The sequence below is a fragment of the Escherichia sp. KTE52 genome (assembly GCF_000408325.1).
In the GTDB taxonomy this organism is placed as follows: Bacteria; Pseudomonadota; Gammaproteobacteria; order Enterobacterales; family Enterobacteriaceae; genus Escherichia; species Escherichia marmotae.
The window spans coordinates 278,935-304,158 of sequence record NZ_KE138677.1 but is presented as its reverse complement, the minus strand read 5'-3'; the positions used below and the strand labels follow the sequence as shown (position 1 = coordinate 304,158).

The 25,224-nt window shown below is 51.6% G+C and carries 23 protein-coding genes and 1 pseudogene; 17 read left to right on the top strand and 7 right to left on the bottom strand.

The features are described from left to right. Positions 1–13: 13 nt before the first annotated feature. The 9 genes from cheW to flhe all read left to right on the top strand — a co-directional run bounded on the left by cheW (position 14) and on the right by flhe (position 9,278). On the top strand, positions 14–517 hold the full coding sequence (cheW, locus tag A1SC_RS15640; protein ID WP_000147305.1) for a chemotaxis protein CheW: 504 nt from the start codon (positions 14–16) through the stop codon (positions 515–517). Between the two features lie 150 nt (positions 518–667). Continuing rightward, positions 668–2,329 carry a methyl-accepting chemotaxis protein II gene (gene tar / locus A1SC_RS15645; RefSeq protein ID WP_001516556.1) on the top strand — a complete coding sequence of 554 codons (1,662 nt, stop codon included), beginning with the start codon at positions 668–670 and terminating at the stop codon, positions 2,327–2,329. A gap of 161 nt (positions 2,330–2,490) precedes the next feature. Further along, a complete protein-coding gene (gene cheR / locus A1SC_RS15650) occupies positions 2,491–3,351 on the top strand; it encodes a protein-glutamate O-methyltransferase CheR (protein WP_001516555.1) in 861 nt (286 codons plus the stop codon). A gap of 2 nt (positions 3,352–3,353) precedes the next feature. Continuing rightward, positions 3,354–4,403 (top strand): protein-glutamate methylesterase/protein glutamine deamidase, encoded by a 1,050-nt coding sequence (cheB, locus tag A1SC_RS15655; RefSeq protein ID WP_016262075.1) that lies wholly within the window; start codon positions 3,354–3,356, stop codon positions 4,401–4,403. Positions 4,404–4,417: 14 nt separating this feature from the next. Further along, on the top strand, positions 4,418–4,807 hold the full coding sequence (gene cheY / locus A1SC_RS15660; protein ID WP_000763855.1) for a chemotaxis response regulator CheY: 390 nt from the start codon (positions 4,418–4,420) through the stop codon (positions 4,805–4,807). Positions 4,808–4,817: 10 nt separating this feature from the next. Continuing rightward, complete coding sequence (gene cheZ / locus A1SC_RS15665) at positions 4,818–5,462, top strand: protein phosphatase CheZ (RefSeq protein WP_016262074.1); 645 nt, start codon at positions 4,818–4,820, stop codon at positions 5,460–5,462. A gap of 201 nt (positions 5,463–5,663) precedes the next feature. Further along, a complete protein-coding gene (gene flhB / locus A1SC_RS15670) occupies positions 5,664–6,812 on the top strand; it encodes a flagellar biosynthesis protein FlhB (RefSeq protein WP_016262073.1) in 1,149 nt (382 codons plus the stop codon). Beyond that, positions 6,805–8,883, top strand: coding sequence for a flagellar biosynthesis protein FlhA (gene flhA, locus A1SC_RS15675; RefSeq protein WP_000067990.1), 2,079 nt, complete (start codon positions 6,805–6,807; stop codon positions 8,881–8,883). The genes flhB and flhA overlap by 8 nt, the downstream gene beginning before the upstream one ends. Continuing rightward, complete coding sequence (gene flhe / locus A1SC_RS15680) at positions 8,883–9,278, top strand: flagellar protein FlhE (protein WP_016248811.1); 396 nt, start codon at positions 8,883–8,885, stop codon at positions 9,276–9,278. Before flhA ends, flhe begins: the two co-directional genes overlap by 1 nt. A gap of 52 nt (positions 9,279–9,330) precedes the next feature. Here the strand turns inward: flhe and argS are convergent, their stop codons facing one another. Continuing rightward, positions 9,331–11,064 (bottom strand): arginine--tRNA ligase, encoded by a 1,734-nt coding sequence (gene argS / locus A1SC_RS15685; protein WP_001025346.1) that lies wholly within the window; start codon positions 11,062–11,064, stop codon positions 9,331–9,333. 215 nt (positions 11,065–11,279) lie between these two features. On the opposite strand from argS, the gene A1SC_RS15690 reads away from it, so the two are divergent. The 4 genes and pseudogenes from A1SC_RS15690 (at position 11,280) to torZ (ending at position 16,536) form a co-directional block, all read left to right on the top strand. Next, entirely contained in the window at positions 11,280–11,846 is a 567-nt protein-coding gene (locus A1SC_RS15690; protein ID WP_016262072.1) for a VOC family protein, read from the top strand. A 13-nt stretch (positions 11,847–11,859) separates the two neighbouring features. Next, positions 11,860–12,606: a copper homeostasis protein CutC gene (gene cutC, locus A1SC_RS15695; protein ID WP_001185711.1), complete on the top strand. Its 747-nt coding sequence runs from the start codon at positions 11,860–11,862 to the stop codon at positions 12,604–12,606. 374 nt (positions 12,607–12,980) lie between these two features. Then, positions 12,981–14,082 (top strand): annotated as a pseudogene (locus A1SC_RS15700) (NapC/NirT family cytochrome c). A 24-nt stretch (positions 14,083–14,106) separates the two neighbouring features. Beyond that, entirely contained in the window at positions 14,107–16,536 is a 2,430-nt protein-coding gene (gene torZ / locus A1SC_RS15705; protein ID WP_016262070.1) for a trimethylamine N-oxide reductase TorZ, read from the top strand. Positions 16,537–16,733: 197 nt separating this feature from the next. On the opposite strand, the gene cmoB is transcribed toward torZ, so the two are convergent. Genes cmoB through A1SC_RS15730 form a run of 5 tightly spaced genes read right to left on the bottom strand, consistent with a single transcriptional unit; the run spans position 16,734 to position 20,315 of the window. Beyond that, complete coding sequence (gene cmoB / locus A1SC_RS15710; protein WP_001516547.1) at positions 16,734–17,705, bottom strand: tRNA 5-methoxyuridine(34)/uridine 5-oxyacetic acid(34) synthase CmoB; 972 nt, start codon at positions 17,703–17,705, stop codon at positions 16,734–16,736. Continuing rightward, a complete protein-coding gene (gene cmoA, locus A1SC_RS15715) occupies positions 17,702–18,445 on the bottom strand; it encodes a carboxy-S-adenosyl-L-methionine synthase CmoA (protein WP_000019599.1) in 744 nt (247 codons plus the stop codon). Before cmoA ends, cmoB begins: the two co-directional genes overlap by 4 nt. A gap of 40 nt (positions 18,446–18,485) precedes the next feature. Continuing rightward, complete coding sequence (locus A1SC_RS15720; RefSeq protein WP_000252971.1) at positions 18,486–18,881, bottom strand: MAPEG family protein; 396 nt, start codon at positions 18,879–18,881, stop codon at positions 18,486–18,488. Between the two features lie 52 nt (positions 18,882–18,933). Next, entirely contained in the window at positions 18,934–19,752 is an 819-nt protein-coding gene (locus tag A1SC_RS15725; RefSeq protein WP_000639250.1) for a DUF72 domain-containing protein, read from the bottom strand. After that, positions 19,749–20,315 (bottom strand): hydrolase, encoded by a 567-nt coding sequence (locus A1SC_RS15730; protein WP_016262069.1) that lies wholly within the window; start codon positions 20,313–20,315, stop codon positions 19,749–19,751. Before A1SC_RS15730 ends, A1SC_RS15725 begins: the two co-directional genes overlap by 4 nt. 310 nt (positions 20,316–20,625) lie before the next feature. Between A1SC_RS15730 and aspS the strand changes: the two genes are divergently transcribed. The 4 genes from aspS to ruvC all read left to right on the top strand — a co-directional run bounded on the left by aspS (position 20,626) and on the right by ruvC (position 24,372). After that, on the top strand, positions 20,626–22,398 hold the full coding sequence (gene aspS, locus A1SC_RS15735) for an aspartate--tRNA ligase (protein WP_001258665.1): 1,773 nt from the start codon (positions 20,626–20,628) through the stop codon (positions 22,396–22,398). A 117-nt stretch (positions 22,399–22,515) separates the two neighbouring features. Next, positions 22,516–22,968, top strand: a complete 453-nt coding sequence (gene nudB / locus A1SC_RS15740; RefSeq protein WP_010375688.1) for a dihydroneopterin triphosphate diphosphatase — start codon at positions 22,516–22,518, stop codon at positions 22,966–22,968. 107 nt (positions 22,969–23,075) lie between these two features. Beyond that, positions 23,076–23,816, top strand: coding sequence for a YebC/PmpR family DNA-binding transcriptional regulator (locus A1SC_RS15745; protein ID WP_000907234.1), 741 nt, complete (start codon positions 23,076–23,078; stop codon positions 23,814–23,816). A gap of 34 nt (positions 23,817–23,850) precedes the next feature. Beyond that, positions 23,851–24,372, top strand: a complete 522-nt coding sequence (ruvC, locus tag A1SC_RS15750) for a crossover junction endodeoxyribonuclease RuvC (protein ID WP_001516546.1) — start codon at positions 23,851–23,853, stop codon at positions 24,370–24,372. A gap of 1 nt (position 24,373) precedes the next feature. Here the strand turns inward: ruvC and A1SC_RS15755 are convergent, their stop codons facing one another. Continuing rightward, positions 24,374–24,976, bottom strand: coding sequence for a YebB family permuted papain-like enzyme (locus A1SC_RS15755; RefSeq protein ID WP_001024955.1), 603 nt, complete (start codon positions 24,974–24,976; stop codon positions 24,374–24,376). Between the last annotated feature and the right edge of the window lie 248 nt (positions 24,977–25,224).

Here is a 25,224-nt window from a genome sequence, read left to right as displayed (position 1 = left end):
AAAGGTAATAAATATGACCGGTATGACAAATGTAACAAAACTGGCCAGCGAACCGTCAGGCCAGGAATTTCTGGTATTTACCCTTGGTGATGAAGAGTACGGCATAGACATTCTGAAAGTGCAGGAGATCCGTGGTTACGACCAGGTCACGCGGATTGCGAATACGCCAGCGTTTATCAAAGGCGTCACTAACCTGCGCGGCGTCATTGTGCCAATTGTCGACTTACGCATTAAGTTCAGCCAGGTCGATGTGGACTATAACGACAACACAGTCGTGATCGTCCTGAATCTTGGCCAGCGCGTGGTCGGCATAGTGGTTGACGGCGTATCGGACGTTCTTTCGTTGACGGCGGAACAAATTCGCCCGGCACCGGAATTTGCCGTGACGCTTTCCACTGAATATCTTACGGGACTGGGCGCGCTGAGTGACCGCATGCTGATTCTGGTTAATATCGAAAAACTGCTAAATAGTGAAGAGATGGCGCTGTTAGATAATGCGACCGCAGACGTCGCGTAATTTCGCGTTCAGCAATAAATAAAGGCAGAACCCGATGATGCGCACATCGGGTTTTTTATTTTAAGTCATCTCTCTACGATTGATCTAAGCAATAAAGTTTCCCACCTTCCTGCCGATAACGGGATCAACTTGTTTTCAGGAAGGTGCCTTATGATTAACCGTATCCGCGTAGTTACGCTGCTGATGATGGTGCTGGGGGTATTTGCACTGTTACAGCTCATGTCCGGCAGTCTGTTTTTTTCTTCGCTGCACCATAGCCAGCAAAGCTTTGTGGTTTCCAATGAACTACGGGAACAACAGGGCGAGTTAACTTCAACCTGGGATCTCATGCTACAAACGCGCATTAACCTGAGTCGTTCAGCGGTGCGGATGATGATGGACCCATCCAATCAACAAAGTAGTGCAAAAATTGAATTGCTTGATAGCGCCAGGAAAACGTTGGCGCAGGCGGCTGTTCATTATAAAAAATTCAAAAGCATGGCACCGTTACCCGAAATGGCTGCCGCCAGTAGTCATATTGATGAAAAATACAAAAATTACCACACGGCATTAACTGAACTGATTGATTATCTTGATTATGGTAACACCGGAGCCTATTTTGCCCAGCCAACCCAGGGAATGCAAAATGCGATGGGAGAGGCTTTTGGGCAGTACGCCCGTAGCAGCGAAAAATTGTACCGCAATATCGTTGTCGACAATGCCAGTGATTACCGTTTTGCCCAGTGGCAACTGGCCGTTATCGCGCTGGTGGTGGTACTGATTCTTCTGGTGGCATGGTATGGCATTCGCCGCATGTTGCTTAACCCGCTGGCAAAAATCATTACCCACATCCGTGAAATTGCGGGTGGTAACCTGGCGAATAACCTGGCCATTGCTGGACGCAGTGAAATGGGCGAGCTGGCGCAGAGCGTTTCGCATATGCAACGTTCTCTGACTGATACAGTCACCCACGTGCGCGAAGGTTCAGATGCCATCTACGTTGGTACGCGTGAAATTACTGCAGGTAATACCGATCTCTCCTCCCGAACTGAACAGCAGGCCTCGGCACTGGAAGAGACTGCTGCCAGCATGGAACAACTCACCGCCACGGTGAAACAGAACGCCGATAATGCCCGCCAGGCCTCGCAACTGGCGCAAAGTGCCTCCGACACTGCCATGCACGGCGGTAAAGTGGTGGATGGCGTGGTGAAAACCATGCACGAAATTGCTGACAGTTCGAAGAAAATTGCTGACATCATCAGCGTTATCGACGGTATTGCTTTCCAGACCAATATACTGGCGCTGAACGCCGCCGTAGAAGCTGCCCGTGCCGGTGAACAGGGCCGTGGTTTTGCCGTGGTTGCGGGTGAAGTGCGTAATCTTGCCAGCCGTAGCGCCCAGGCGGCAAAAGAGATTAAAGCCCTGATTGAAGACTCAGTATCCCGCGTCGATACCGGTTCGGTGCTGGTTGAAAGCGCCGGAGAGACGATGACCAACATCGTTAATGCGGTTACGCGCGTTACCGACATTATGGGGGAAATTGCTTCAGCCTCCGATGAACAGAGCCGTGGCATTGATCAAGTGGCGCAGGCCGTGTCGGAAATGGATCGTGTGACTCAACAGAACGCCTCGTTGGTGCAGGAGTCAGCCGCTGCAGCCGCCGCGCTGGAAGAGCAGGCCAGTCGTTTAACGCAGGCAGTATCCGCGTTTCGTCTGGCTGCCAGCCCGCAATCCCAAAAACCACCGCTTCAATCCCGGCCAGCCAGTGAAAAACCACCAACACAACCACGCCGGCATATCGCTGAACAAGCTCCAAACTGGGAAACATTTTGATGGCTATTTACTCAAGCACCATTGTTGCCAGATTGATCAGATGATGCAACAGAACGTCGCGCGTATCGTCTCTGATGGCGCTATTTACAAGTGGTTATACGACACAATCGGCGCAGTTACAGGCTGTGCCAGTGGTTTCCTGAAGTGACTGAGAAGGCGCTATGACATCATCTCTGCCCTGTGGGCAAACGTCTTTATTGTTACAGATGACCGAGCGCCTCGCGCTTTCCGACGTTCATTTTCGGCGGATAAGTCAATTGATCTACCAACGTGCGGGGATCGTTCTGGCCGATCACAAACGTGACATGGTCTACAACCGGCTGGTACGCCGTTTGCGTTCGCTGGGACTGGCAGATTTTGGGCATTATCTGAATATGCTGGAATCTAATCAGTGCAGCAGCGAGTGGCAGGCATTTATTAACTCATTGACGACCAACCTGACGGCATTTTTTCGTGAAGGGCATCATTTTCCGCTGATCGCAACTCACGCCCGCCGCTGTTCTGGGGAATATCGCGTATGGAGTGCAGCGGCATCGACAGGCGAAGAACCGTACAGCATTGCGATGACGCTGGCGGATACATTGGGCACTGCGCCCGGACGCTGGAAAGTCTTTGCCAGTGATATCGATACCGAAGTCCTGGAGAAAGCTAAAAGCGGCATTTATCGCCATGAAGAGCTGAAAAACCTGACGCCACAACAACTCCAGCGTTACTTCATGCGCGGCACGGGACCGCATGAAGGGCTGGTGCGCGTGCGTCAGGAACTGGCGAATTATGTCGATTTTTCGCCGCTGAATTTGTTGGCGAAACAGTACACCGTACCGGGGCCGTTTGATGCGATCTTCTGCCGTAACGTCATGATCTACTTTGATCAAACGACTCAACAGGAGATTTTGCGTCGCTTTGTACCGCTACTTAAGCCCGACGGATTGCTGTTTGCGGGTCACTCTGAAAACTTTAGCCATCTTGAGCGCAGCTTCACGTTGCGAGGTCAGACGGTGTATGCGCTAAGTAAGGAATAACGATGAGCAAAATCAGGGTGTTGTCTGTCGATGATTCGGCATTGATGCGCCAGATCATGACGGAAATCATCAACAGCCATAGCGACATGGAAATGGTTGCGACGGCTCCTGATCCGCTGGTCGCGCGTGATTTGATTAAGAAATTCAACCCTGATGTGTTGACGCTGGACGTTGAAATGCCGCGGATGGACGGGCTGGATTTCCTCGAAAAATTAATGCGTTTGCGACCAATGCCGGTGGTGATGGTTTCTTCTCTGACCGGCAGAGGTTCCGAAGTCACGCTGCGCGCGCTTGAGTTAGGGGCGATAGATTTTGTCACCAAACCACAACTGGGTATTCGCGAAGGAATGCTGGCGTATAGCGAAATGATTGCCGAAAAGGTACGAACGGCGTCAAGAGCGAGCCTGGCCGCGCATAAACCGTTATCGCCACCGGCAACGCTGAAGGCTGGCCCGCTGTTGAGTTCAGAAAAATTGATTGCAATTGGTGCCTCAACGGGCGGAACAGAGGCGATTCGTCACGTACTGCAATCGTTGCCACTTTCCAGCCCGGCGCTGTTAATCACCCAGCATATGCCGCCCGGTTTCACCCGCTCTTTTGCTGACCGACTTAACAAGCTGTGTCAGATCGGCGTTAAAGAGGCTGAAGACGGTGAACGCGTCTTACCGGGACATGCCTATATCGCGCCGGGCGATCGGCATATGGAACTGGCGCGCAGTGGCGCGAACTATCAAATCAAAATTCACGATGGCCCGGCGGTTAACCGTCATCGGCCTTCGGTAGATGTGTTGTTCCATTCTGTTGCCAAACAGGCGGGGCGTAATGCTGTTGGGGTGATCCTGACGGGCATGGGTAACGACGGCGCGGCGGGAATGTTGGCGATGCGTCAGGCGGGGGCATGGACCCTCGCGCAAAACGAAGCAAGCAGCGTGGTTTTCGGTATGCCGCGTGAGGCCATCAATTTGGGGGGCGTCTGCGAAGTGGTCGATCTTAGTCAGGTAAGCCAGCAAATGCTGGCAAAAATCAGTGCCGGACAGGCGATACGTATTTAAATCAGGAGTGTGAGATGGCGGATAAAGAGCTTAAATTTTTGGTTGTGGATGACTTTTCCACCATGCGACGCATTGTGCGTAACCTGCTGAAAGAGCTGGGATTCAACAATGTTGAGGAAGCGGAAGATGGTGCCGATGCTCTCAACAAGTTACAGGCGGGCGGTTATGGGTTTGTGATCTCCGACTGGAATATGCCGAATATGGATGGTCTGGAACTGCTGAAAACCATTCGTGCTGATGGCGCGATGTCGGCGTTACCGGTGTTGATGGTGACCGCAGAGGCGAAGAAAGAGAACATTATCGCCGCAGCACAAGCGGGGGCCAGTGGCTATGTGGTTAAGCCATTTACCGCCGCGACGCTGGAGGAAAAACTCAACAAAATCTTTGAGAAACTGGGCATGTGAGGATGCGATTATGATGCAACCATCAATCAAACCGGCTGATGAACATGCCGCTGGCGATATCATTGCGCGCATTGGCAGCCTGACGCGTATGTTGCGTGACAGTCTGCGGGAGCTTGGACTGGAGCAGGCGATAGCTGAGGCCGCTGAAGCCATCCCCGATGCCCGCGATCGTTTGTACTACGTCGTGCAGATGACTGCCCAGGCTGCGGAGCGTGCGCTGAACAGTGTTGAGGCGTCACAGCCACATCAGGATGAAATGGAGAAGTCGGCAAAAGCATTAACCCAACGCTGGGATGCCTGGTTTGCCGATCCGATTGACCTTGCCGATGCCCGTGAACTGGTGACCGATACGCGGCAATTTCTGGCGGATGTGCCTGTTCATACCCGTTTCACCAATGCGCAACTGCTGGAAATCATGATGGCACAGGATTTTCAGGATCTCACCGGCCAGGTGATTAAACGGATGATGGATGTGATACAGGAGATTGAACGCCAGTTGTTGATGGTGCTGCTGGAAAACATTCCGGAACAGGATGCGCGTCCGAAGCGTGAAAGCCAGAGTCTGCTTAATGGGCCACAGGTTGATAGCAGCAAAGCGGGTGTGGTAGCCAGCCAGGATCAGGTCGACGATTTGTTGGATAGTCTCGGTTTTTAATTTGTATTGCCTGATATGACGTGACCCGTCGTATCAGGCGGCCGGATGAGACGTTTACACCGCATCCGACAAACGCGGCACCACGCCTGATGTGCTGCGGTAAAAGCCCTAAATCCCGCCTGTTTTGCCCCTTACTCTAACCATTGAACGCTTTCCGCTCTGGCATTATTCACGCTTATCACTATTTCCAGGATTGGCGACGTGTCTGACGAGAGCGACGACAAAACAGAAGCCCCCACACCTCACCGACTTGAAAAAGCACGGGAAGAGGGACAGATCCCGCGCTCCCGTGAGCTAACCTCACTGCTGATTTTGCTGGTGGGCGTGTGTGTTATCTGGTTTGGTGGCGCGTCTCTGGCTCACCGGTTGTCTGGGATGCTCTCCGCCGGGCTGCATTTTGATCACAACATCATCAATGACCCCAACCTAATCCTGGGGCAGATTATTCAGTTAATCAGAGAAGCCATGTTGGCTCTGTTGCCGCTGATTAGCGGCGTGGTGCTGGTGGCACTCATTTCACCAGTCATGTTGGGTGGTCTGGTATTTAGCGGCAAATCATTACAGCCGAAGTTTTCCAAAATCAACCCGTTACCAGGTATTAAACGCATGTTCTCAGCGCAAACCGGCGCAGAGCTGCTGAAAGCGATACTGAAATCCACTTTGGTCGGCAGTGTGACTGGTTTTTATCTCTGGCATCACTGGCCGCAGATGATGCGCTTAATGGCGCAGTCGCCCATTACTGCAATGGCTAACGCGATGGATGTTGTGGGATTCTGCGCGCTTTTAGTGGTGCTTGGGGTCATCCCAATGGTGGGATTTGACGTCTTTTTTCAAATATTCAGCCACCTGAAAAAGCTGCGTATGTCACGGCAGGACATTCGTGATGAGTTCAAACAAAGCGAAGGCGATCCCCATGTCAAAGGGCGAATTCGTCAGATGCAGCGAGCTGCGGCGCGGCGTCGGATGATGGCCGATGTACCGAAAGCGGACGTCATTGTTAACAACCCAACTCACTACTCAGTGGCATTGCGATATGACGAAAACAAAATGAGTGCGCCGAAAGTGGTCGCCAAAGGTGCAGGGCTGGTAGCACTGCGCATTCGTGAAATTGCCGCTGAAAATAACGTCCCGACCCTTGAAGCACCGCCGCTGGCGCGTGCGCTGTATCGACATGGTGAAATAGGCCAACAAATTCCAGGCCAACTATACGCCGCTGTGGCAGAAGTACTGGCCTGGGTCTGGCAACTGAAACGCTGGCGTCTGGCCGGTGGGCAACGCCCTGTACAACCCACACATCTTCCGGTGCCGGAAGCCCTGGATTTTATCAACGAGAAACAACCCCATGAGTAATCTGGTCGCAATGCTGCGCCTACCCGCAAACCTGAAATCGACACAATGGCAGATCCTTGCCGGACCGATTTTGATCCTGTTGATCTTGTCGATGATGGTGCTGCCACTGCCCGCATTCATTCTCGACCTGCTGTTTACCTTCAATATTGCCCTGTCGATCATGGTGTTGCTGGTGGCGATGTTTACCCAGCGCACGCTCGAGTTTGCCGCGTTCCCGACCATCCTGCTGTTTACCACGCTGTTGCGTCTGGCGCTCAACGTGGCTTCAACCCGTATCATTTTGATGGAAGGTCATACTGGTGCGGCGGCGGCGGGGAAGGTCGTTGAAGCGTTCGGTCACTTCCTCGTTGGCGGTAACTTTGCAATCGGCATTGTGGTATTCGTCATCCTCGTGATCATCAACTTTATGGTTATCACCAAAGGTGCCGGGCGTATTGCGGAAGTGGGGGCGCGCTTTGTTCTCGACGGTATGCCGGGTAAACAGATGGCGATTGATGCCGATCTCAACGCCGGATTGATTGGTGAAGATGAGGCGAAAAAACGTCGTTCCGAAGTGACCCAGGAAGCCGATTTTTACGGCTCAATGGACGGGGCGAGTAAGTTTGTTCGTGGTGATGCTATTGCCGGGATCCTCATCATGGTCATTAACGTCGTCGGCGGATTGCTGGTCGGCGTGCTGCAACATGGCATGAGCATGGGCCATGCGGCAGAAAGTTATACGCTGTTGACCATCGGTGATGGCCTGGTGGCGCAAATCCCGGCGCTGGTTATTTCTACCGCTGCGGGGGTCATCGTCACGCGTGTCAGCACCGATCAGGATGTTGGCGAGCAGATGGTGAATCAGCTTTTCAGTAACCCCAGAGTCATGTTGTTAAGTGCCGCAGTACTGGGGTTACTTGGTCTGGTGCCAGGAATGCCAAACCTGGTCTTTTTACTGTTCACGGCGGGACTGCTGGGGCTGGCGTGGTGGATCCGTGGACGCGAACAAAAAGCGCCTGCCGAACCGAAGCCGGTAAAAATGGCGGAGAATAATGCCGTTGTTGAAGCGACGTGGAACGATGTGCAACTGGAAGACTCGCTGGGAATGGAGGTGGGGTATCGGCTGATCCCGATGGTCGATTTTCAGCAGGATGGCGAGTTGCTGGGGCGTATTCGCAGTATTCGTAAGAAATTTGCCCAAGAGATGGGCTTTCTGCCGCCGGTGGTGCACATTCGCGACAATATGGATCTGCAACCTGCCCGCTATCGTATCCTAATGAAAGGCGTTGAAATTGGTAGTGGCGATGCCTATCCGGGGCGCTGGCTGGCGATCAACCCGGGGACAGCCGCCGGAACATTACCCGGCGAAGCGACGGTCGACCCGGCGTTTGGTCTGAATGCTATCTGGATCGAAAGCGCGCTAAAAGAACAGGCGCAGATTCAGGGATATACCGTGGTTGAGGCCAGCACGGTGGTCGCAACGCATCTTAACCACCTCATTAGCCAACATGCCGCCGAACTGTTTGGTCGTCAGGAGGCGCAGCAGTTACTGGATCGCGTCGCCCAGGAGATGCCAAAGCTAACGGAGGACTTAGTTCCTGGCGTCGTCACGCTCACCACGCTGCACAAGGTGCTACAAAACCTGCTTGATGAAAAAGTGCCGATTCGCGATATGCGCACCATCCTCGAAACGCTGGCGGAACATGCGCCCATCCAGAGCGATCCACATGAATTAACCGCCGTCGTCCGCGTGGCGCTTGGTCGGGCGATTACCCAGCAATGGTTTCCCGGCAAAGATGAAGTTCACGTTATTGGCCTGGACACGCCGCTGGAGCGTTTGCTGTTACAGGCATTGCAGGGCGGGGGCGGGCTGGAGCCTGGACTGGCGGATCGTTTGCTGGCACAAACTCAGGAGGCATTATCCCGTCAGGAGATGCTGGGCGCGCCGCCAGTGCTGTTGGTGAACCATGCGCTGCGGCCATTATTATCTCGTTTTCTGCGCCGTAGCCTGCCGCAACTGGTGGTGCTTTCGAATCTCGAACTCTCTGATAACCGCCAAATCCGTATGACGGCGACGATTGGCGGCAAATAATGAGGAGCTTATTAGCTATTTTGTTGTTTCCGATGCTTGTGCAGGCTGCCGGGGAGGGCATGTGGCAGGCAAGTAGCGCGGGCGTGACGCTGAATCATCGTGGTGAATCGATGTCGTCAGCGTCTCTGGCTTCGCGACAACCGGTTTCAGGATTGGTGACGCTGGTGGCCTGGCGTTATCAGCTTATCGGCCCGACACCTGTAGGGCTGCGCGTGCGCTTGTGTTCGCTATCTCGTTGTGTCGAATTAGACGGGCAGAGCGGGAGTACGGTGGCATTTACCGGCGTACCTGCGACAGAACCGTTGCGCTTTATCTGGGAAGTTCCAGGCGGCGGGAGGTTAATTCCGCCGCTGAAGGTGCAGCGTAATGAAGTGATTGTGAATTATCGGCGGTGATAAAAAAGCCGATGTCCGTAACTGCGACATCGGCCTTTGACACATAACGCGATTACATACGCTCTACAGTCTCAATACCCAGCGTATCCAGACCCAGTTTCAGCGTCTTCGCGGTCAGTTGTGCCAGTTTCAGACGGCTGTTACGCACTTCTTCGTTTTCTGCGCTGAGGATCGGGCAGTGCTCGTAGAAGCCAGAGAACAGACCAGCCAGATCGTACAGGTAAGCACACATCACGTGCGGTGTACCTTCACGGGCAACTACCGTGAGGGTTTCTTCAAATTGCAGCAGGCGAGCGGCCAGTTGCGCTTCACGATCCTCACGGATGACAACCGGAGCCGCAGCCAGTTGATCTTCGTTAATTTCCGCTTTACGGAACACGGACAGCACACGGGTGTAGGCATACTGCATATACGGCGCAGTGTTACCCTCGAACGCCAGCATGTTGTCCCAGTCGAAGATGTAGTCGGTAGTGCGGTTTTTGGAGAGATCCGCGTATTTCACCGCGCCGATACCGACCGCATTGGCCAGTTTTTCCAGCTCGTCGGCTGGCATATCCGGGTTCTTCTCAGCCACCAGACGACGCGCGCGTTCCAGTGCTTCATCCAGCAGATCTGCCAGTTTCACCGTACCGCCAGCGCGGGTTTTGAATGGTTTACCGTCTTTACCCAGCATCATGCCGAACATGTGGTGTTCCAGCGGTACGGATTCTGGTACATAACCTGCTTTGCGTACGATTGCCCATGCCTGCATCAGGTGCTGATGCTGACGGGAGTCGATGTAATACAGCACGCGATCGGCATGAAGGGTTTCATAACGATACTTCGCACAGGCGATATCGGTAGTGGTGTAGAGATAGCCGCCATCTTTCTTCTGAATGATAACGCCCATCGGCTCGCCTTCCTTGTTCTTGAACTCATCAAGGAATACAACGGTCGCGCCTTCACTTTCTACTGCCAGACCTTTGGCTTTCAGATCTGCCACGATACCCGGCAGCATCGGGTTGTAGAGGCTTTCGCCCATCACATCATCGCGAGTCAACGTTACGTTCAGACGATCGTAAGTGATCTGGTTCTGCGTCATGGTGATGTCGACCAGTTTGCGCCACATTTCGCGGAAGTATTCGTCACCGCTTTGCAGTTTTACCACGTAGTTACGTGCACGTTCGGCAAACTCTTCATCTTCGTCGTAATGCTTTTTCGCATCGCGGTAGAAACCTTCGAGATCTGCCAGCTCCATTTCACCGGCGTTTTCCTGCTGCTGTTTTTCCAGCCACGCAATCAGCATACCGAACTGGGTGCCCCAGTCACCGACGTGGTTAGCGCGAATTACGTTGTGACCGAGGAACTCCAGGGTACGCACAGCCGCGTCACCAATGATGGTGGAACGCAGATGCCCTACGTGCATCTCTTTCGCCACGTTTGGCGCGGAGTAGTCCACCACAATGGTCTGTTTTTCTGGTGTAGCAACACCGAGACGATCGGACGCCAGCGCCTGCTGAACATGTTCAGCCAGGAATACCGGATCAAGGAAAATGTTGATAAAACCTGGGCCGGCGATCTCAACTTTACTGGCGATACCGTTAAGATCCAGATGAGTCAGCACCTGCTCTGCTAATTGTCGCGGTGCCATACCCAGTTTTTTAGCAACTGCCATCATGCCGTTAGCCTGATAGTCGCCGAACTGAACTTTTGCTGACTGACGAACCTGCGGTTCGCAATCCGCAGGCGCGCCTGCCGCAATCATGGCCTGACGGACTTTTTCTGAGAGAAGAGCCTGAATATTCACCGGAATACCTTACATTGATGAAGCGAGCGAGAATTGCCCGCACCAGTTAAAGAAATTAGGGCGGGAGTATACTGCAAATGGCTGTTTTCGTCAGCAACGTGCGCGTGGCGTATTGCCGTTTTCACTATTGCACCGGGGACTGCGCGAAATCAGCAGTTGGTTGGCGCAGGGCAACAAGGTAAATTAACGCTTTTGCTGAAAGACGAAGAGTGATTATGGCTAACTGGCAATCTGTCGACGAGTTGCAGGATATTGCAACGGATTTACCGCGATTTACCCACGCATTAGACGAACTTTCCCGTCGTCTGGGGCTGGATATTACTCTGCTGAATGCCGATCACATTTCCTTGCGTTGTCATCAAAACGCCACCGCTGAACGCTGGCGTCGTGGGTTTGAACAGTGCGGCGAACTCCTGTCAGAAAATATGATCAATGGCAGACCGATTTGCCTGTTTAAATTGCATGAACCGGTACAGGTTGCTCACTGGCAGTTTTCGATAGTTGAGTTACCGTGGCCTGGGGAAAAACGTTACCCGCACGAAGGCTGGGAACATATCGAAATCGTTCTGCCTGGTGATCCAGAGACACTGAACGTCCGTGCACTGGCATTACTTTCTGATGAAGGGCTTAGTCAGCCGGGGATCTCGGTTAAAACCAGTTCGCCAAAAGGTGAGCATGAGCGATTACCCAATCCAACGCTGGCCGTCACCGACGGTAAAACCACGATTAAGTTTCATCCGTGGTCCATTGAAGAGATCGTCGCCAGTGAGCAGTCGGCGTAATTAAGGAGTAAAAATGGCATTACTGGAAATTTGCTGTTACAGCATGGAGTGCGCGCTGACGGCGCAGCAAAACGGTGCCGACAGAATAGAGCTGTGTGCGGCACCGAAAGAAGGTGGCTTAACGCCGTCGCTGGGCGTGCTGAAGTCTGTGCGTCAGCAGGTTACTATCCCTGTGCATCCGATTATCCGTCCTCGCGGTGGCGATTTTTGCTACAGCGACGGCGAGTTTGCCGCCATTCTTGAGGACATCCGCACAGTACGCGAATTGGGATTTCCTGGACTGGTGACGGGGGTTCTGGATGTTGACGGTAATGTCGATATGCCACGAATGGAAAAAATAATGGCGGCTGCCGGTTCGCTGGCCGTCACTTTTCATCGCGCCTTCGATATGTGCGCTAACCCTTTAAATGCACTGAATAATCTTGCGAAATTAGGCATTGCCAGGGTGCTGACATCGGGGCAAAAATCAGACGCGCTGCAAGGTTTATTAAAAATTATGGAACTTATTGCCTATGGTGATGCTCCAATCATCATGGCCGGAGCTGGAGTTCGTGCAGAAAACCTGCACCACTTCCTCGATGCCGGAGTGCTGGAAGTCCATAGCTCCGCGGGAGCGTGGCAAGCCTCACCGATGCGTTATCGTAATCAAGGATTGTCCATGTCATCAGATGCACTCGCGGACGAGTATTCGCGTTATGTCGTAGACGGGGCGGCGGTTGCTGAAATGAAAGGAATCATTGAACGCCATCAGGCCAAATGATTTTTACCGTTGCATCATGTCGCCCAATATGATGCTTGCTCGTACCAGGCCCCTGCAATTTCAACAGGGGCCTTTTTTTATCCTTGATTAGTATAAAAAATGAACAGTCATCGTGTAATAGCGTGCAAAATCATGCTGCTAAAAATGTTTTATATATTCATATTAATTATGTGATTTAAATTTTTAAAACTGCCAAATATATATTAAAAATAACGACTGGTTTCTTCTTTAATAATTAATGGTTAAATTGCAATAAATCATATTTTTTGTCGATTATTTCAGGCAGTGTTGTGCCGAATTTAGTGAGTTATTAATTCGTTGTGTATTTATTTATACAACTGGTTCGGTGTACTGGAATTTAATTAGAGGAATTTATGCGAGGGAAAAAACGCATTTGGTTATTTTTTTTTGCTCATGGCAGTAGCGGTGGGTGGCGGTGGGTTATTGCTGGCGCAAAAAACGTTGCACAAAACGTCGGAAACGACATTTTGTCTTTCCTGCCACTCAATGAGCAAACCGTTTGAGGAATATCAGGGAACTGTCCATTTTTCTAATCAAAAAGGTATTCGTGCTGAATGTTCCGACTGCCATATTCCAAAGTCAGGAGTGGATTATTTATTTGCTAAATTAAAAGCATCTAAAGATATTTATCATGAATTTGTTAGCGGCAAAATAGACAGCGACGATAAGTTCGAATCCCATCGTCAGGAAATGGCCGAAACAGTGTGGAAAGAATTAAAAGCCTCAGACTCTGCAACGTGCCGTAGTTGCCATACTTTTGAAGCCATGGATATTGCTTCACAAAGTGAATCTGCACAGAAAATGCACACCAAAGCGCAAAAAGACGGCGAAACGTGTATTGATTGCCACAAAGGAATAGCCCATTTTCCGCCAGAAATAAAAATGGATGACAACGCGGCACATGAACTGGAAAGTCAGGCCGTCACATCAGTGACTAATGGTGCGCATATTTATCCTTTCAAACCTTCCCGCATAGGCGAGCTGGCTACTGTAAATCCTGGCACCGATCTCACGGTTGCTGATGCCAGCGGTAAACAGCCGATCGTTCTGTTACAGGGCTATCAAATGCAGGGTAGTGAAAACACGCTCTACCTGGCGGCAGCTCAACGACTGGCGTTAGCCACACTAAGTGAAGAAGGTATCAAGGCGCTAACGGTAAACGGGGAATGGAAAGCTGACGAATACGGTAATCAATGGCGTCAGGCGTCATTACAAGGGGCGCTTATCGATCCCGCATTAGCGGACCGTAAACCGCTATGGCAATACGCTGAAAAACTCGACGATACCTATTGTGCTGGTTGCCACGCGCCGGTTGCCGCCGACCATTACACCGTCAATGCCTGGCCGTCCATTGCGAAAGGGATGGGGACGCGAACCAGCATGAGCGAAAACGAACTGGATATTTTGACGCGGTACTTCCAGTACAACGCCAAAGATATTACCGAGAAACAGTGATCCTCGTTGATCAGGGAGGAAGTTATGACATTAACAAGACGTGAGTTTATTAAACATAGCGGTATTGCGGCAGGGGCGCTGGTGGTGACATCGGCTGTACCGTTACCTGCATGGGCAGATGAGAAGGGCGGTAAAATTCTTACCGCAGGCCGCTGGGGGGCGATGAACGTAGAAGTGAAGGACGGTAAGATTGTTTCTTCTACAGGCGCGCTGGCGAAGACCATCCTGAACTCCTTACAGTCTACGGCGGCGGATCAGGTACACACTACGGCGCGTATTCAGCATCCGATGGTGAGAAAAAGTTATCTCGACAATCCACTGCAACCGGCAAAAGGTCGTGGCGAAGACAGTTACGTTCAGGTGAGCTGGGAACAGGCATTAAAACTGATTCATGAGCAACACGATCGCATCCGCAAGGCCAACGGTCCTTCGGCCATTTTTGCCGGATCTTACGGCTGGCGTTCTTCTGGCGTGTTGCATAAAGCGCAAACTTTACTGCAACGTTATATGAATCTGGCGGGCGGTTATTCAGGACATAGCGGCGATTACTCAACCGGGGCTGCGCAGGTGATCATGCCGCACGTTGTCGGTTCTGTGGAGGTCTATGAACAGCAGACTTCCTGGCCACTGATTCTGGAAAACAGTCAGGTGGTGGTGTTGTGGGGCATGAACCCGCTGAATACCTTAAAAATTGCCTGGAGTAGTACCGATGAGCAAGGGCTGGAATACTTCCATCAACTGAAGAAATCTGGCAAACCGGTGATTGCCATCGACCCTATCCGTTCTGAAACGATCGAGTTCTTTGGCGATAACGCTACCTGGATCGCGCCGAATATGGGCACCGACGTGGCGCTGATGTTAGGGGTTGCGCACACCCTGATGACACAAGGCAAACACGATAAAGCGTTCCTTGAAAAATACACAACCGGCTATCCGCAATTTGAAGAGTATCTGACCGGCAAGAAAGATAATACGCCGAAGAACGCCCCCTGGGCGGCGGAAATTACCGGTGTGCCAGAAGCGCAAATAGTCAAACTTGCCGAACTGATGGCGGCGAATCGCACGATGCTGATGGCCGGCTGGGGAATTCAGCGGCAGCAATACGGTGAGCAGAAACACTGGATGCTGGTGACCCTGGCGGCGATGTTAGGACAGATTGGTACGCCGGGCGGCGGCTTTGGTTTCTCTTATCATTACTCCAACGGCGGCAACCCAACACGCGTTGGCGGTGTGCTGCCGGAAATGTCTGCGGCGATTGCCGGACAGGCCAGCGAGGCCGCTGATGATGGTGGAATGACGGCGATTCCTGTCGCCCGTATTGTCGATGCGCTGGAAAATCCTGGTGGCAAATATCAACACAACGGTAAAGAACAAACTTACCCAAATATCAAAATGATCTGGTGGGCTGGCGGCGGTAATTTCACCCATCACCAGGACACTAACCGTCTGATAAAAGCCTGGCAGAAACCAGAGCTGATCGTCGTTTCTGAATGCTACTGGACGGCGGCAGCCAAACACGCGGATATCGTATTACCGATCACCACATCGTTTGAGCGCAATGACCTGACGATGACCGGCGATTACAGCAACCAACATATTGTGCCGATGAAGCAGGTTGTTGACCCACAATTTGAAGCACGTAACGATTTTGACGTATTTGCTGACCTTGCTGAATTACTGAAACCTGGCGGAAAAGAGATCTATACCGAAGGTAAAGATGAAATGGCGTGGCTGAAATTCTTTTATGATGCCGCTCAGAAAGGTGCCCGTGCGCAGCGCGTCACTATGCCGATGTTTAATGCCTTCTGGCAGCAAAATAAACTGCTTGAAATGCGCCGCAGCGAGAAGAACGAGCAATATGTTCGCTATGGCGATTTCCGCGCCGATCCGGTGAAGAATGCTCTGGGTACGCCAAGCGGAAAAATTGAGATCTATTCCAAAACGCTGGAAAAATTTGCTTATAAGGATTGCCCGGCACACCCAACCTGGCTTGCACCTGATGAGTGGAGAGGCACCGCCGACGAGAAGCAGTTGCAGCTTCTGACCGCGCATCCGGCACACCGTTTACACAGCCAGCTTAACTATGCGGAGTTGCGTAAAAAATATGCGGTTGCCGATCGTGAGCCGATCACCATTCACACCGAAGATGCTGCTCGCTTTGGTATTGCGAATGGCGATCTGGTGCGTGTCTGGAACAAACGCGGTCAGATTTTGACTGGCGCTGTGGTGACTGATGGGATCAAAAAAGGCGTGGTGTGCGTGCATGAAGGCGCATGGCCGGATCTGGAAAATAGCTTGTGTAAAAACGGCTGCGCAAACGTGTTAACGGCGGATATTCCAAGCTCTCAATTGGCGAATGCCTGCGCCGGTAACACCTCGCTGGTGTATATCGAAAAATACACGGGCAATGCGCCGAAGTTGACGGCGTTTGATCAGCCAGCCATTCAGGCATAAGAAGTAAATAGCGCCCGGAAACGGGCGCTAAATTGCAGATAAAGTGTGCTTTATTCATGCCGGATGCGGCGTGAACGCCTTATCCAGCCTGCAAATTTGTGCAAATTTAACATATTGCAGGAGACGGGTAGGCCTGATAAGCGTAGCGCATCAGGCGGTTTTGGCGTTTGTCATCAATCTCAGCGCTCGGAAACGGGTTACGGCTTACGCGCAATCAACACCGCGCGTTTAGGCGCAGGATAACCTTCTACCGTTTTACTCGGATCATGCGGGTCGAGGAAATCAGACAAAGACTCGGTAACCATCCATTCAGTACGGCGCTGCTCTTCTGTAGAGGTAACGCTCACGTCCGCAATGCGGATATCAACAAACCCACACTTCTTCAGCCAGTTTTTCAGCGCCAGTGCTGATGGAATGAAATAGACATTACGCATTTGCGCGTAACGATCGCCTGGCACCAGTACTGTGTGCTCATCGCCATCAACAATCAGCGTTTCCAGCACCAGTTCGCCTTCATTCACCAGTTGATCTTTTAACTGCCACAGATGTTCCAGCGGTGAGCGGCGATGGTACAGCACGCCCATCGAAAAGACGGTATCAAAGGCTTTCAGCGCCGGAAGTTGTTCAATACCTAACGGCAGCAGATGCGCGCGCTGATCGTTACCTAACAACTTACGCACCGCTTCGAACTGGCAGAGAAAAAGTTGCGTAGGGTCAATCCCCACCGCCAGATGCGCGCCTGCGCCAATCATGCGCCACATGTGATAACCGCTGCCGCAGCCAACATCGAGGATCGTGCGCCCGGTCAAATCAGAGAGATGCGGCAGAACACGATCCCATTTCCAGTCAGAACGCCATTCGGTGTCGATGTTAACGCCATACAGCGAGAACGGCCCTTTACGCCACGGCATCAGGTTGCGCATCAGTGTTTCAATGCGTTTAATCTGCCCGGCACTCAGCGGCTCTTTGCTTTCCGCCGTTACGCTATGCAGTAAATCAAGACGATACGGTTTAATTTCGGGCAGAAATTCCACCGCATTGGACCACTGTTTAAACAGACCGTGCTGCTGTTCACGTTGCCAGTTGGCAATCTGTGCAGGGAGGGTTTCCAGCCAGTGCGAAAGATGATTTTTGGCAATCAGAGAATAAAAGTTACCAAAGTCGATCATGCAGCGTCCTCTGCTTTCAATGCCACCAGTGAGCCAAAGTTAAAGCACTGGAACCATAACTCGCTATGTTCAAATCCGGCTTTATGCAGGCGTGCTTTATGGGTTTCCACAGAATCGGTCAGCATCACGTTTTCTAACATGCTGCGTTTTTGGCTGATCTCCAGCTCGCTGTAACCGTTGGCGCGTTTAAAATCGTGGTGCATGTTGAACAGCAGTTCACCGACTTTGGCATCTTCGAAACTGAATTTTTCCGAAAGCACCAGCGCACCGCCAGGATTCAGTCCTTGATAAATTTTATCCAGTAATGCCTGACGTTCAGAAGGCTCAAGGAATTGCAGGGTAAAATTCAGTACCACCATCGACGCGTTTTCAATGGCAATATCGCGAATATCACCCTCGATCACTTCTACAGGTGTTGGCGCTTTATAGGCGTCGATATGGCGACGGCAGCGTTCAATCATCGCCGGGGAGTTGTCGATGGCGATAATTTTACAATTATCATGATGAATATTGCGACGCACCGAGAGCGTCGCCGCGCCCAAAGAACAGCCCAGATCGTAAACCTGCGTACCAGGTTGTACGAAGCGTTCGGCCAACATGCCAATCATTGAAATAATATTGGAATAGCCGGGAACGGAACGCTGGATCATATCCGGGAAGACTTCGGCTACCCGTTCATCAAAGGTCCAGTCGCCCAGTCTGGCGATAGGGGCAGAAAATAACGTGTCGCGGTGAGACATAACGTAAAAATCCGGGAAAAAGAAAGTGGCGTATTGTGCGCTAACGCAGGGAGAAAACCAACTCCCAGGGCATATACCAAAGATTCGCCAGCACCATCAGCAACAGCGCACACCAGGTGGCGCTCATGCCGGAACGCCGCCAGCGAAACAGACGGTGATGAAAACCGTAATAATGCATCAGACGCCCGGCAAGCAGAACAATGCCGCAAATATGTACCATCCAGGTTTCTGCGCCATTCATTTCCATAAACAGCATCAATACAATCGCGATGGGAATATATTCCACCGCGTTACCGTGAATGCGAATGGCGCTTTGCAGTTCGCTAAAACCGCCGTCACCATAGGCAACGCGATATTGCATTCGCAGGCGAACAACATCAAAAGAGAACTTCATTAATAACAACGCACCTAAAACGGCATACAGCGCGCTTACCATACAAACTCCCTTTAAAATGGCCGATGGCTCCTGTCTATGATAGGTGGCAATTTCAGAAAAGAGAAGATTGCTGTGGAATAGCCGGAACTGCTCCGATCTCTGGAAGTGTCTTACGTAAGTCTTCCCAAAGGGTATGTACCAGTTCCGGTGCCTGGGCAATATCTGGCGTATGTAAAAAAAGATAAGGTGTGGTGGTCTGGTGCCACTGTGCTAATTTTTGTAACCAGACCTGAAATAATTCCCGATTTTGCGTCATATCATCGCTGCCGATAAAACGGATCAGTGGGTTTGTCGCTGTTAATACGGCATGAACCGGAACTTTGGGCTTTTTCCGTTGCGCGTCGCGAATGGCTTCATTATGCGGACGCGCTGCATGAACCGGACGGCTGTCTAAAATCACCCGATTAACGCCGCGCTGATGCAAACCGCGATTAAGCGTTTGTTCCTCTACCTCTTTGGCAAAAAACAGCGGATGACGAACTTCCACACCATAGGTAAATTCGCGAGGAAGGGAATCGAGAAAGTGCCACAGTGCAGACAGATCCCGGGGGCCAAATGTGGCGGGCAGTTGCAGCCAGTATTGCCCAATGCGCGGCGCTAACGGTGACATGCGGGTTAAAAATTCTGCTACTAAATCATCGCAATGTCGCAATGCGGCCTGGTGCGAAATGGTCGCCGGAAATTTAAAACAAAAACGAAAATCATCGCTGGTTTGCTCGCGCCAGCGCAGAACCACTTCCGGCTTTGGCAGAGCATAAAGGGTCGTGTTGCCCTCCACGCAGTTAAAATGGCGGGCGTACTCTTCCAGGCTGGAGATCCCCAACCGCACCCATTTTGGATGCGACCATTGCGGCAGACCGATATAAATCATAACGCGTTGAGGATCTCTTCCACGCGACGCACACGGGCAATGCGCGGGTAGATATGGTTGATGCTGTTGTTGTGCTGTTCGGTACTGGCGGCGCTACAGGCGTCTTCAGCGATCACCAGATTAAACCCTAACTCCCACGCGTTACGGGCGGTGGACTCAACGCCGATATTGGTTGAAATCCCACACAAGACAATGGTGTCAATGCCACGACGGCGTAATTGCAACTCCAGATCCGTACCGTAAAACGCACCCCATTGACGTTTAATGATTTCAATATCGCTGTCAGTTGCACCTAACGCCGCAGGATGCCGCCACCAGTTCTCCGGCAACGTTTTGGCAGGCGAAGGCGTATCAACCGGCTGTTTCAATGCTTCGGCATAATCGGCAGACCAGCCGACGCGCACCAGAAATACGGACTGTCCGTTTGCGCGAAATTTCGCCGCCAGTTTTCCGGCGCGATTAACAACATCCTCGGCAGTATGTGGGCCACCGGCAAAAGGCAAAATGCCTTCCTGTAAATCAATCACCACCAGCGCAGTGGTTTTAGCATTAAGCTCAAGCATGATCTCTCCTGATAAAACAAAATCGTACCTCTCACCTTAATGCGATTAGCCGATGGCAGGATGACAAATTTTGTTAATTTTTATGTGTTCAGGCAACACCTTTATAGCAAACAAGGGTAGAGTCTGATTCCAGGCCTGATATAAAGTGGTAACGAGTCGTTCCAGAGCGGGCCAGACTCTTACGGTGCGGCAGAATTTCCAGTATAATAGCCGCCTTTTTTCATTCAGTTGTGACATACAGCTAACGCTGCGACTTAGGTCACCTGCGCAGCAGGGGACATCCGCCGGCAGCTAAGTTAAGGGATATCTCATGCGTACAGAATATTGTGGACAGCTCCGTTTGTCCCACGTGGGGCAGCAGGTGACTCTGTGTGGTTGGGTCAACCGTCGTCGTGATCTTGGTAGCCTGATCTTCATCGATATGCGCGACCGCGAAGGTATCGTGCAGGTATTTTTCGATCCGGATCGTGCGGACGCGTTAAAGCTGGCCTCCGAACTGCGTAATGAGTTCTGCATTCAGGTAACGGGCACCGTGCGTGCGCGTGACGAAAAAAATATCAACCGCGATATGGCGACCGGCGAAATCGAAGTGCTGGCGTCTTCGCTGACCATCATCAACCGCGCAGACGTTCTGCCGCTTGACTCTAACCACGTCAACACCGAAGAAGCGCGTCTGAAATACCGCTACCTCGACCTGCGTCGTCCGGAAATGGCTCAACGCCTGAAAACGCGCGCTAAAATTACTAGCCTGGTGCGCCGTTTTATGGATGACCACGGCTTCCTCGACATCGAAACTCCGATGCTGACCAAAGCGACGCCGGAAGGCGCACGTGACTACCTGGTGCCGTCTCGTGTGCACAAAGGTAAATTCTACGCGCTGCCGCAGTCTCCGCAGTTGTTCAAACAGTTGCTGATGATGTCCGGTTTCGACCGCTACTATCAGATCGTTAAGTGTTTCCGTGACGAAGACCTGCGTGCTGATCGTCAGCCTGAATTTACCCAGATCGATGTGGAAACTTCGTTCATGACCGCGCCGCAAGTGCGTGAAGTCATGGAAGCCCTGGTGCGTCATCTGTGGCTGGAAGTGAAGGGCGTAGATCTGGGCGATTTCCCGGTAATGACCTTTGCGGAAGCTGAACGCCGTTATGGTTCTGATAAACCGGATCTGCGTAACCCGATGGAACTGACCGACGTTGCCGACCTGCTGAAATCCGTTGAGTTTGCGGTATTCGCGGGGCCAGCGAACGATCCGAAAGGTCGTGTTGCTGCTCTGCGAGTTCCGGGCGGGGCATCGCTGACCCGTAAGCAGATCGACGAATACGGTAACTTCGTCAAAATCTACGGCGCGAAAGGTCTGGCTTACATCAAAGTCAACGAACGCGCGAAAGGTCTGGAAGGTATCAACAGCCCGGTAGCGAAATTCCTCAACGCTGAAATCATCGAAGCCATCCTGGATCGTACCGCCGCACAAGATGGCGATATGATTTTCTTCGGTGCCGACAACAAGAAAATTGTTGCCGACGCGATGGGCGCACTGCGTCTGAAAGTCGGTAAAGATCTCGGCCTGACCGACGAAAGCAAATGGGCACCGCTGTGGGTTATCGACTTCCCGATGTTTGAAGACGATGGCGAAGGCGGCCTGACGGCAATGCACCATCCGTTCACCTCACCGAAAGACATGACTGCCGCCGAGCTGAAAGCGGCACCGGAAAATGCGGTGGCGAACGCTTACGATATGGTCATCAATGGTTACGAAGTGGGCGGTGGCTCTGTGCGTATCCATAATGGTGATATGCAGCAGACGGTGTTTGGCATTCTGGGTATCACCGAAGAAGAACAGCGCGAGAAATTCGGCTTCCTGCTCGATGCCCTGAAATATGGTACGCCGCCGCACGCAGGTTTGGCATTCGGTCTTGACCGTCTGACCATGCTGCTGACCGGCACCGACAACATCCGTGACGTTATCGCCTTCCCGAAAACAACGGCGGCAGCGTGTCTGATGACTGAAGCCCCGAGCTTTGCCAACCCGACTGCACTGGCTGAGCTGAGCATTCAGGTTGTCAAGAAGGCTGAGAATAACTGATATGAATAAAATACACGAAATCATTTGCGGTGCATCGAGGCGGCAACTGAGTGAACTCCCATGAGCATAGATAACTATGTGAATGGGATGAGCGAAAGCAGCCAACGAAGAGGCAGCGTGAAGGATAAAGTGTATAAGCGTCCCGTTTCGATCTTAGTGGTCATTTACGCACAAGATACGAAACGGGTGCTGATGTTACAGCGGCGTGACGATCCTGACTTCTGGCAGTCGGTAACCGGCAGTGTGGAGGAGGGTGAAACCGCGCCGCAAGCTGCTATGCGCGAAGTAAAGGAAGAGGTCACCATTGATGTTGTTGCTGAACAACTGACCTTAATTGACTGTCAGCGCACGGTAGAGTTTGAAATTTTTTCACATTTGCGTCATCGCTATGCGCCGGGCGTGACGCGTAATACGGAATCATGGTTCTGTCTTGCGCTACCACACGAGCGCCAGATTGTTTTTACTGAACATCTGGCATACCAATGGCTTGATGCGCCCGCTGCGGCGGCGCTTACTAAGTCGTGGAGCAACCGACAGGCGATTGAACAATTTGTAATTAACTTAGCCTGAGAAGGCGTATACACAAAATCCTTCGAGCTGTATCAAGGTGGTAAACGAGAGCCGCTAACGCAGGCAGCCTGAAGGATCAAGTGTATAGTTATTTTGGAGATATTTTTATGGCAGGTCATAGTAAATGGGCCAACACCAGACATCGTAAAGCTGCGCAGGATGCTAAGCGCGGTAAAATCTTCACTAAAATCATTCGTGAGCTGGTGACCGCAGCTAAACTGGGTGGTGGCGATCCGGATGCTAACCCGCGTCTGCGTGCTGCCATTGATAAAGCACTGTCTAACAACATGACCCGTGACACCCTGAACCGCGCAATTGCACGTGGTGTGGGCGGTGATGATGATGCGAACATGGAAACCATCATCTACGAAGGTTACGGTCCTGGTGGCACTGCAATCATGATTGAATGTCTCTCTGACAACCGCAACCGTACCGTTGCTGAAGTGCGTCACGCATTCAGCAAATGTGGTGGCAACCTCGGTACTGACGGTTCCGTGGCTTATCTGTTCAGCAAAAAAGGTGTGATCTCCTTCGAGAAAGGTGACGAAGACACCATTATGGAAGCGGCGCTGGAAGCAGGTGCTGAAGACGTTGTGACCTATGATGACGGCGCGATTGACGTTTACACCGCATGGGAAGAGATGGGTAAAGTACGCGACGCTCTGGAAGCGGCAGGTCTGAAAGCAGATAGCGCGGAAGTATCTATGATCCCGTCAACCAAAGCTGATATGGATGCAGAAACCGCACCGAAACTGATGCGTCTGATCGATATGCTGGAAGACTGCGACGACGTGCAGGAAGTTTACCATAACGGTGAGATCTCTGATGAGGTTGCAGCGACCCTCTGATGAGGCCGGCTAAACAACAAAACGGAGACGCGTGATGGCGATTATTCTCGGCATTGACCCGGGTTCACGCGTTACCGGTTACGGCGTTATCCGCCAGGTGGGCAGACAACTGTCCTACCTGGGTAGCGGATGCATACGCACCAAAGTGGATGATTTACCGTCTCGTCTGAAGCTCATTTATGCAGGCGTGACGGAAATCATCACCCAGTTCCAGCCAGATTATTTCGCAATCGAACAAGTCTTTATGGCGAAGAACGCCGATTCTGCCCTGAAACTGGGGCAGGCGCGTGGTGTGGCGATTGTGGCAGCGGTGAATCAGGAATTGCCGGTATTTGAGTATGCCGCTCGCCAGGTAAAGCAAACCGTGGTGGGTATTGGCAGTGCCGAGAAAAGCCAGGTGCAGCATATGGTTCGCACCTTGCTGAAACTTCCCGCTAACCCGCAGGCAGACGCCGCTGATGCGCTGGCAATTGCCATCACCCACTGCCATATCAGTCAGAATGCGATGCAGATGAGCGAATCGCGGCTGAATCTGGCTCGCGGGCGACTGCGTTAAATTATACTGCCTCGGTCAGTTCAGGCTGAGGCGTATCTACTCCTTCGGCATGAATCAACACCAGACCCGGGTGATGCCACAAACTCGCTGGCGTTACGGTTTTTCGCGCCCACGGAATTGAGCCTAAAAACCAGAATTTCCAGAAAGTAAGTTTTGCATGTGGATTGCTGTGTAATAACTCTTCAAAAGTTTCTATCTCGCCTACCGGAATACATAATGCTTCTTTATAAATATCAAAGACAAACTTTGAGCAGAACTGGCGAGATGACTCATATTTAAACCCGGTGTGATAGAGCTTGCGCAGTCGAGAGGGAACCTGTTCTATCAGCCTTTGTTTTTGCTGTTCTGTCAGCCCTGCACCTAATCGCTTTACGGCATAGCGTTGGTGAGAAGAACGTTTAATAAAATGGGACAGTGTGGTGATGGTGGAGAGGGGAACACGGCTTTCTGCGACCAGAAAATCATCGCCGTCATGACCGATAATGATCCCGACGTGATTACTCCAGCAATTCGATGCGGCAGAAATTTGGCCGAATAATGCGGCACCTATACATGTAAATACAATATCACCAGTTTCATATTCAGCAGGATAATTAATATTCACTTTATCATTCCATCGAAATAAATTTGAATATGTTTAATAACATAAAATCTTTTTTATCGCAGGTATAGTCAAGTTTATTTTTTTTGGGGTCTTTTACCTGAATATTTAATATATAAAATATTTGCTCTCAATATGACCTGGAGAATGAATTATGCAGTGACAATTCTCCGTTCATCGAGACGCCTCGCAATTTTTCTGCATCCTTCGCTGGATATCTATCCAGCATTTTTTTATCATACAGCATTATC

What these genes read in the sequence shown, in the direction of transcription:
- A1SC_RS15690 (WP_016262072.1), top strand. Translation starts at nt 11,280, where the DNA reads ATGGCTAACTGGCAATCTGTCGACGAGTTGCAGGATATTGCAACGGAT.
- cmoA (WP_000019599.1), bottom strand. Translation starts at nt 18,445, where the DNA reads ATGTCTCACCGCGACACGTTATTTTCTGCCCCTATCGCCAGACTGGGC.
- cmoB (WP_001516547.1), bottom strand. Translation starts at nt 17,705, where the DNA reads ATGATCGACTTTGGTAACTTTTATTCTCTGATTGCCAAAAATCATCTT.
- A1SC_RS15725 (WP_000639250.1), bottom strand. Translation starts at nt 19,752, where the DNA reads ATGATTTATATCGGTCTGCCGCAATGGTCGCATCCAAAATGGGTGCGG.
- aspS (WP_001258665.1), top strand. Translation starts at nt 20,626, where the DNA reads ATGCGTACAGAATATTGTGGACAGCTCCGTTTGTCCCACGTGGGGCAG.
- A1SC_RS15745 (WP_000907234.1), top strand. Translation starts at nt 23,076, where the DNA reads ATGGCAGGTCATAGTAAATGGGCCAACACCAGACATCGTAAAGCTGCG.
- flhe (WP_016248811.1), top strand. Translation starts at nt 8,883, where the DNA reads ATGAGGAGCTTATTAGCTATTTTGTTGTTTCCGATGCTTGTGCAGGCT.
- cheB (WP_016262075.1), top strand. Translation starts at nt 3,354, where the DNA reads ATGAGCAAAATCAGGGTGTTGTCTGTCGATGATTCGGCATTGATGCGC.
- torZ (WP_016262070.1), top strand. Translation starts at nt 14,107, where the DNA reads ATGACATTAACAAGACGTGAGTTTATTAAACATAGCGGTATTGCGGCA.
- cheR (WP_001516555.1), top strand. Translation starts at nt 2,491, where the DNA reads ATGACATCATCTCTGCCCTGTGGGCAAACGTCTTTATTGTTACAGATG.
- cheZ (WP_016262074.1), top strand. Translation starts at nt 4,818, where the DNA reads ATGATGCAACCATCAATCAAACCGGCTGATGAACATGCCGCTGGCGAT.
- cheW (WP_000147305.1), top strand. Translation starts at nt 14, where the DNA reads ATGACCGGTATGACAAATGTAACAAAACTGGCCAGCGAACCGTCAGGC.
- A1SC_RS15720 (WP_000252971.1), bottom strand. Translation starts at nt 18,881, where the DNA reads ATGGTAAGCGCGCTGTATGCCGTTTTAGGTGCGTTGTTATTAATGAAG.
- A1SC_RS15730 (WP_016262069.1), bottom strand. Translation starts at nt 20,315, where the DNA reads ATGCTTGAGCTTAATGCTAAAACCACTGCGCTGGTGGTGATTGATTTA.
- ruvC (WP_001516546.1), top strand. Translation starts at nt 23,851, where the DNA reads ATGGCGATTATTCTCGGCATTGACCCGGGTTCACGCGTTACCGGTTAC.
- cutC (WP_001185711.1), top strand. Translation starts at nt 11,860, where the DNA reads ATGGCATTACTGGAAATTTGCTGTTACAGCATGGAGTGCGCGCTGACG.
- flhA (WP_000067990.1), top strand. Translation starts at nt 6,805, where the DNA reads ATGAGTAATCTGGTCGCAATGCTGCGCCTACCCGCAAACCTGAAATCG.
- tar (WP_001516556.1), top strand. Translation starts at nt 668, where the DNA reads ATGATTAACCGTATCCGCGTAGTTACGCTGCTGATGATGGTGCTGGGG.
- cheY (WP_000763855.1), top strand. Translation starts at nt 4,418, where the DNA reads ATGGCGGATAAAGAGCTTAAATTTTTGGTTGTGGATGACTTTTCCACC.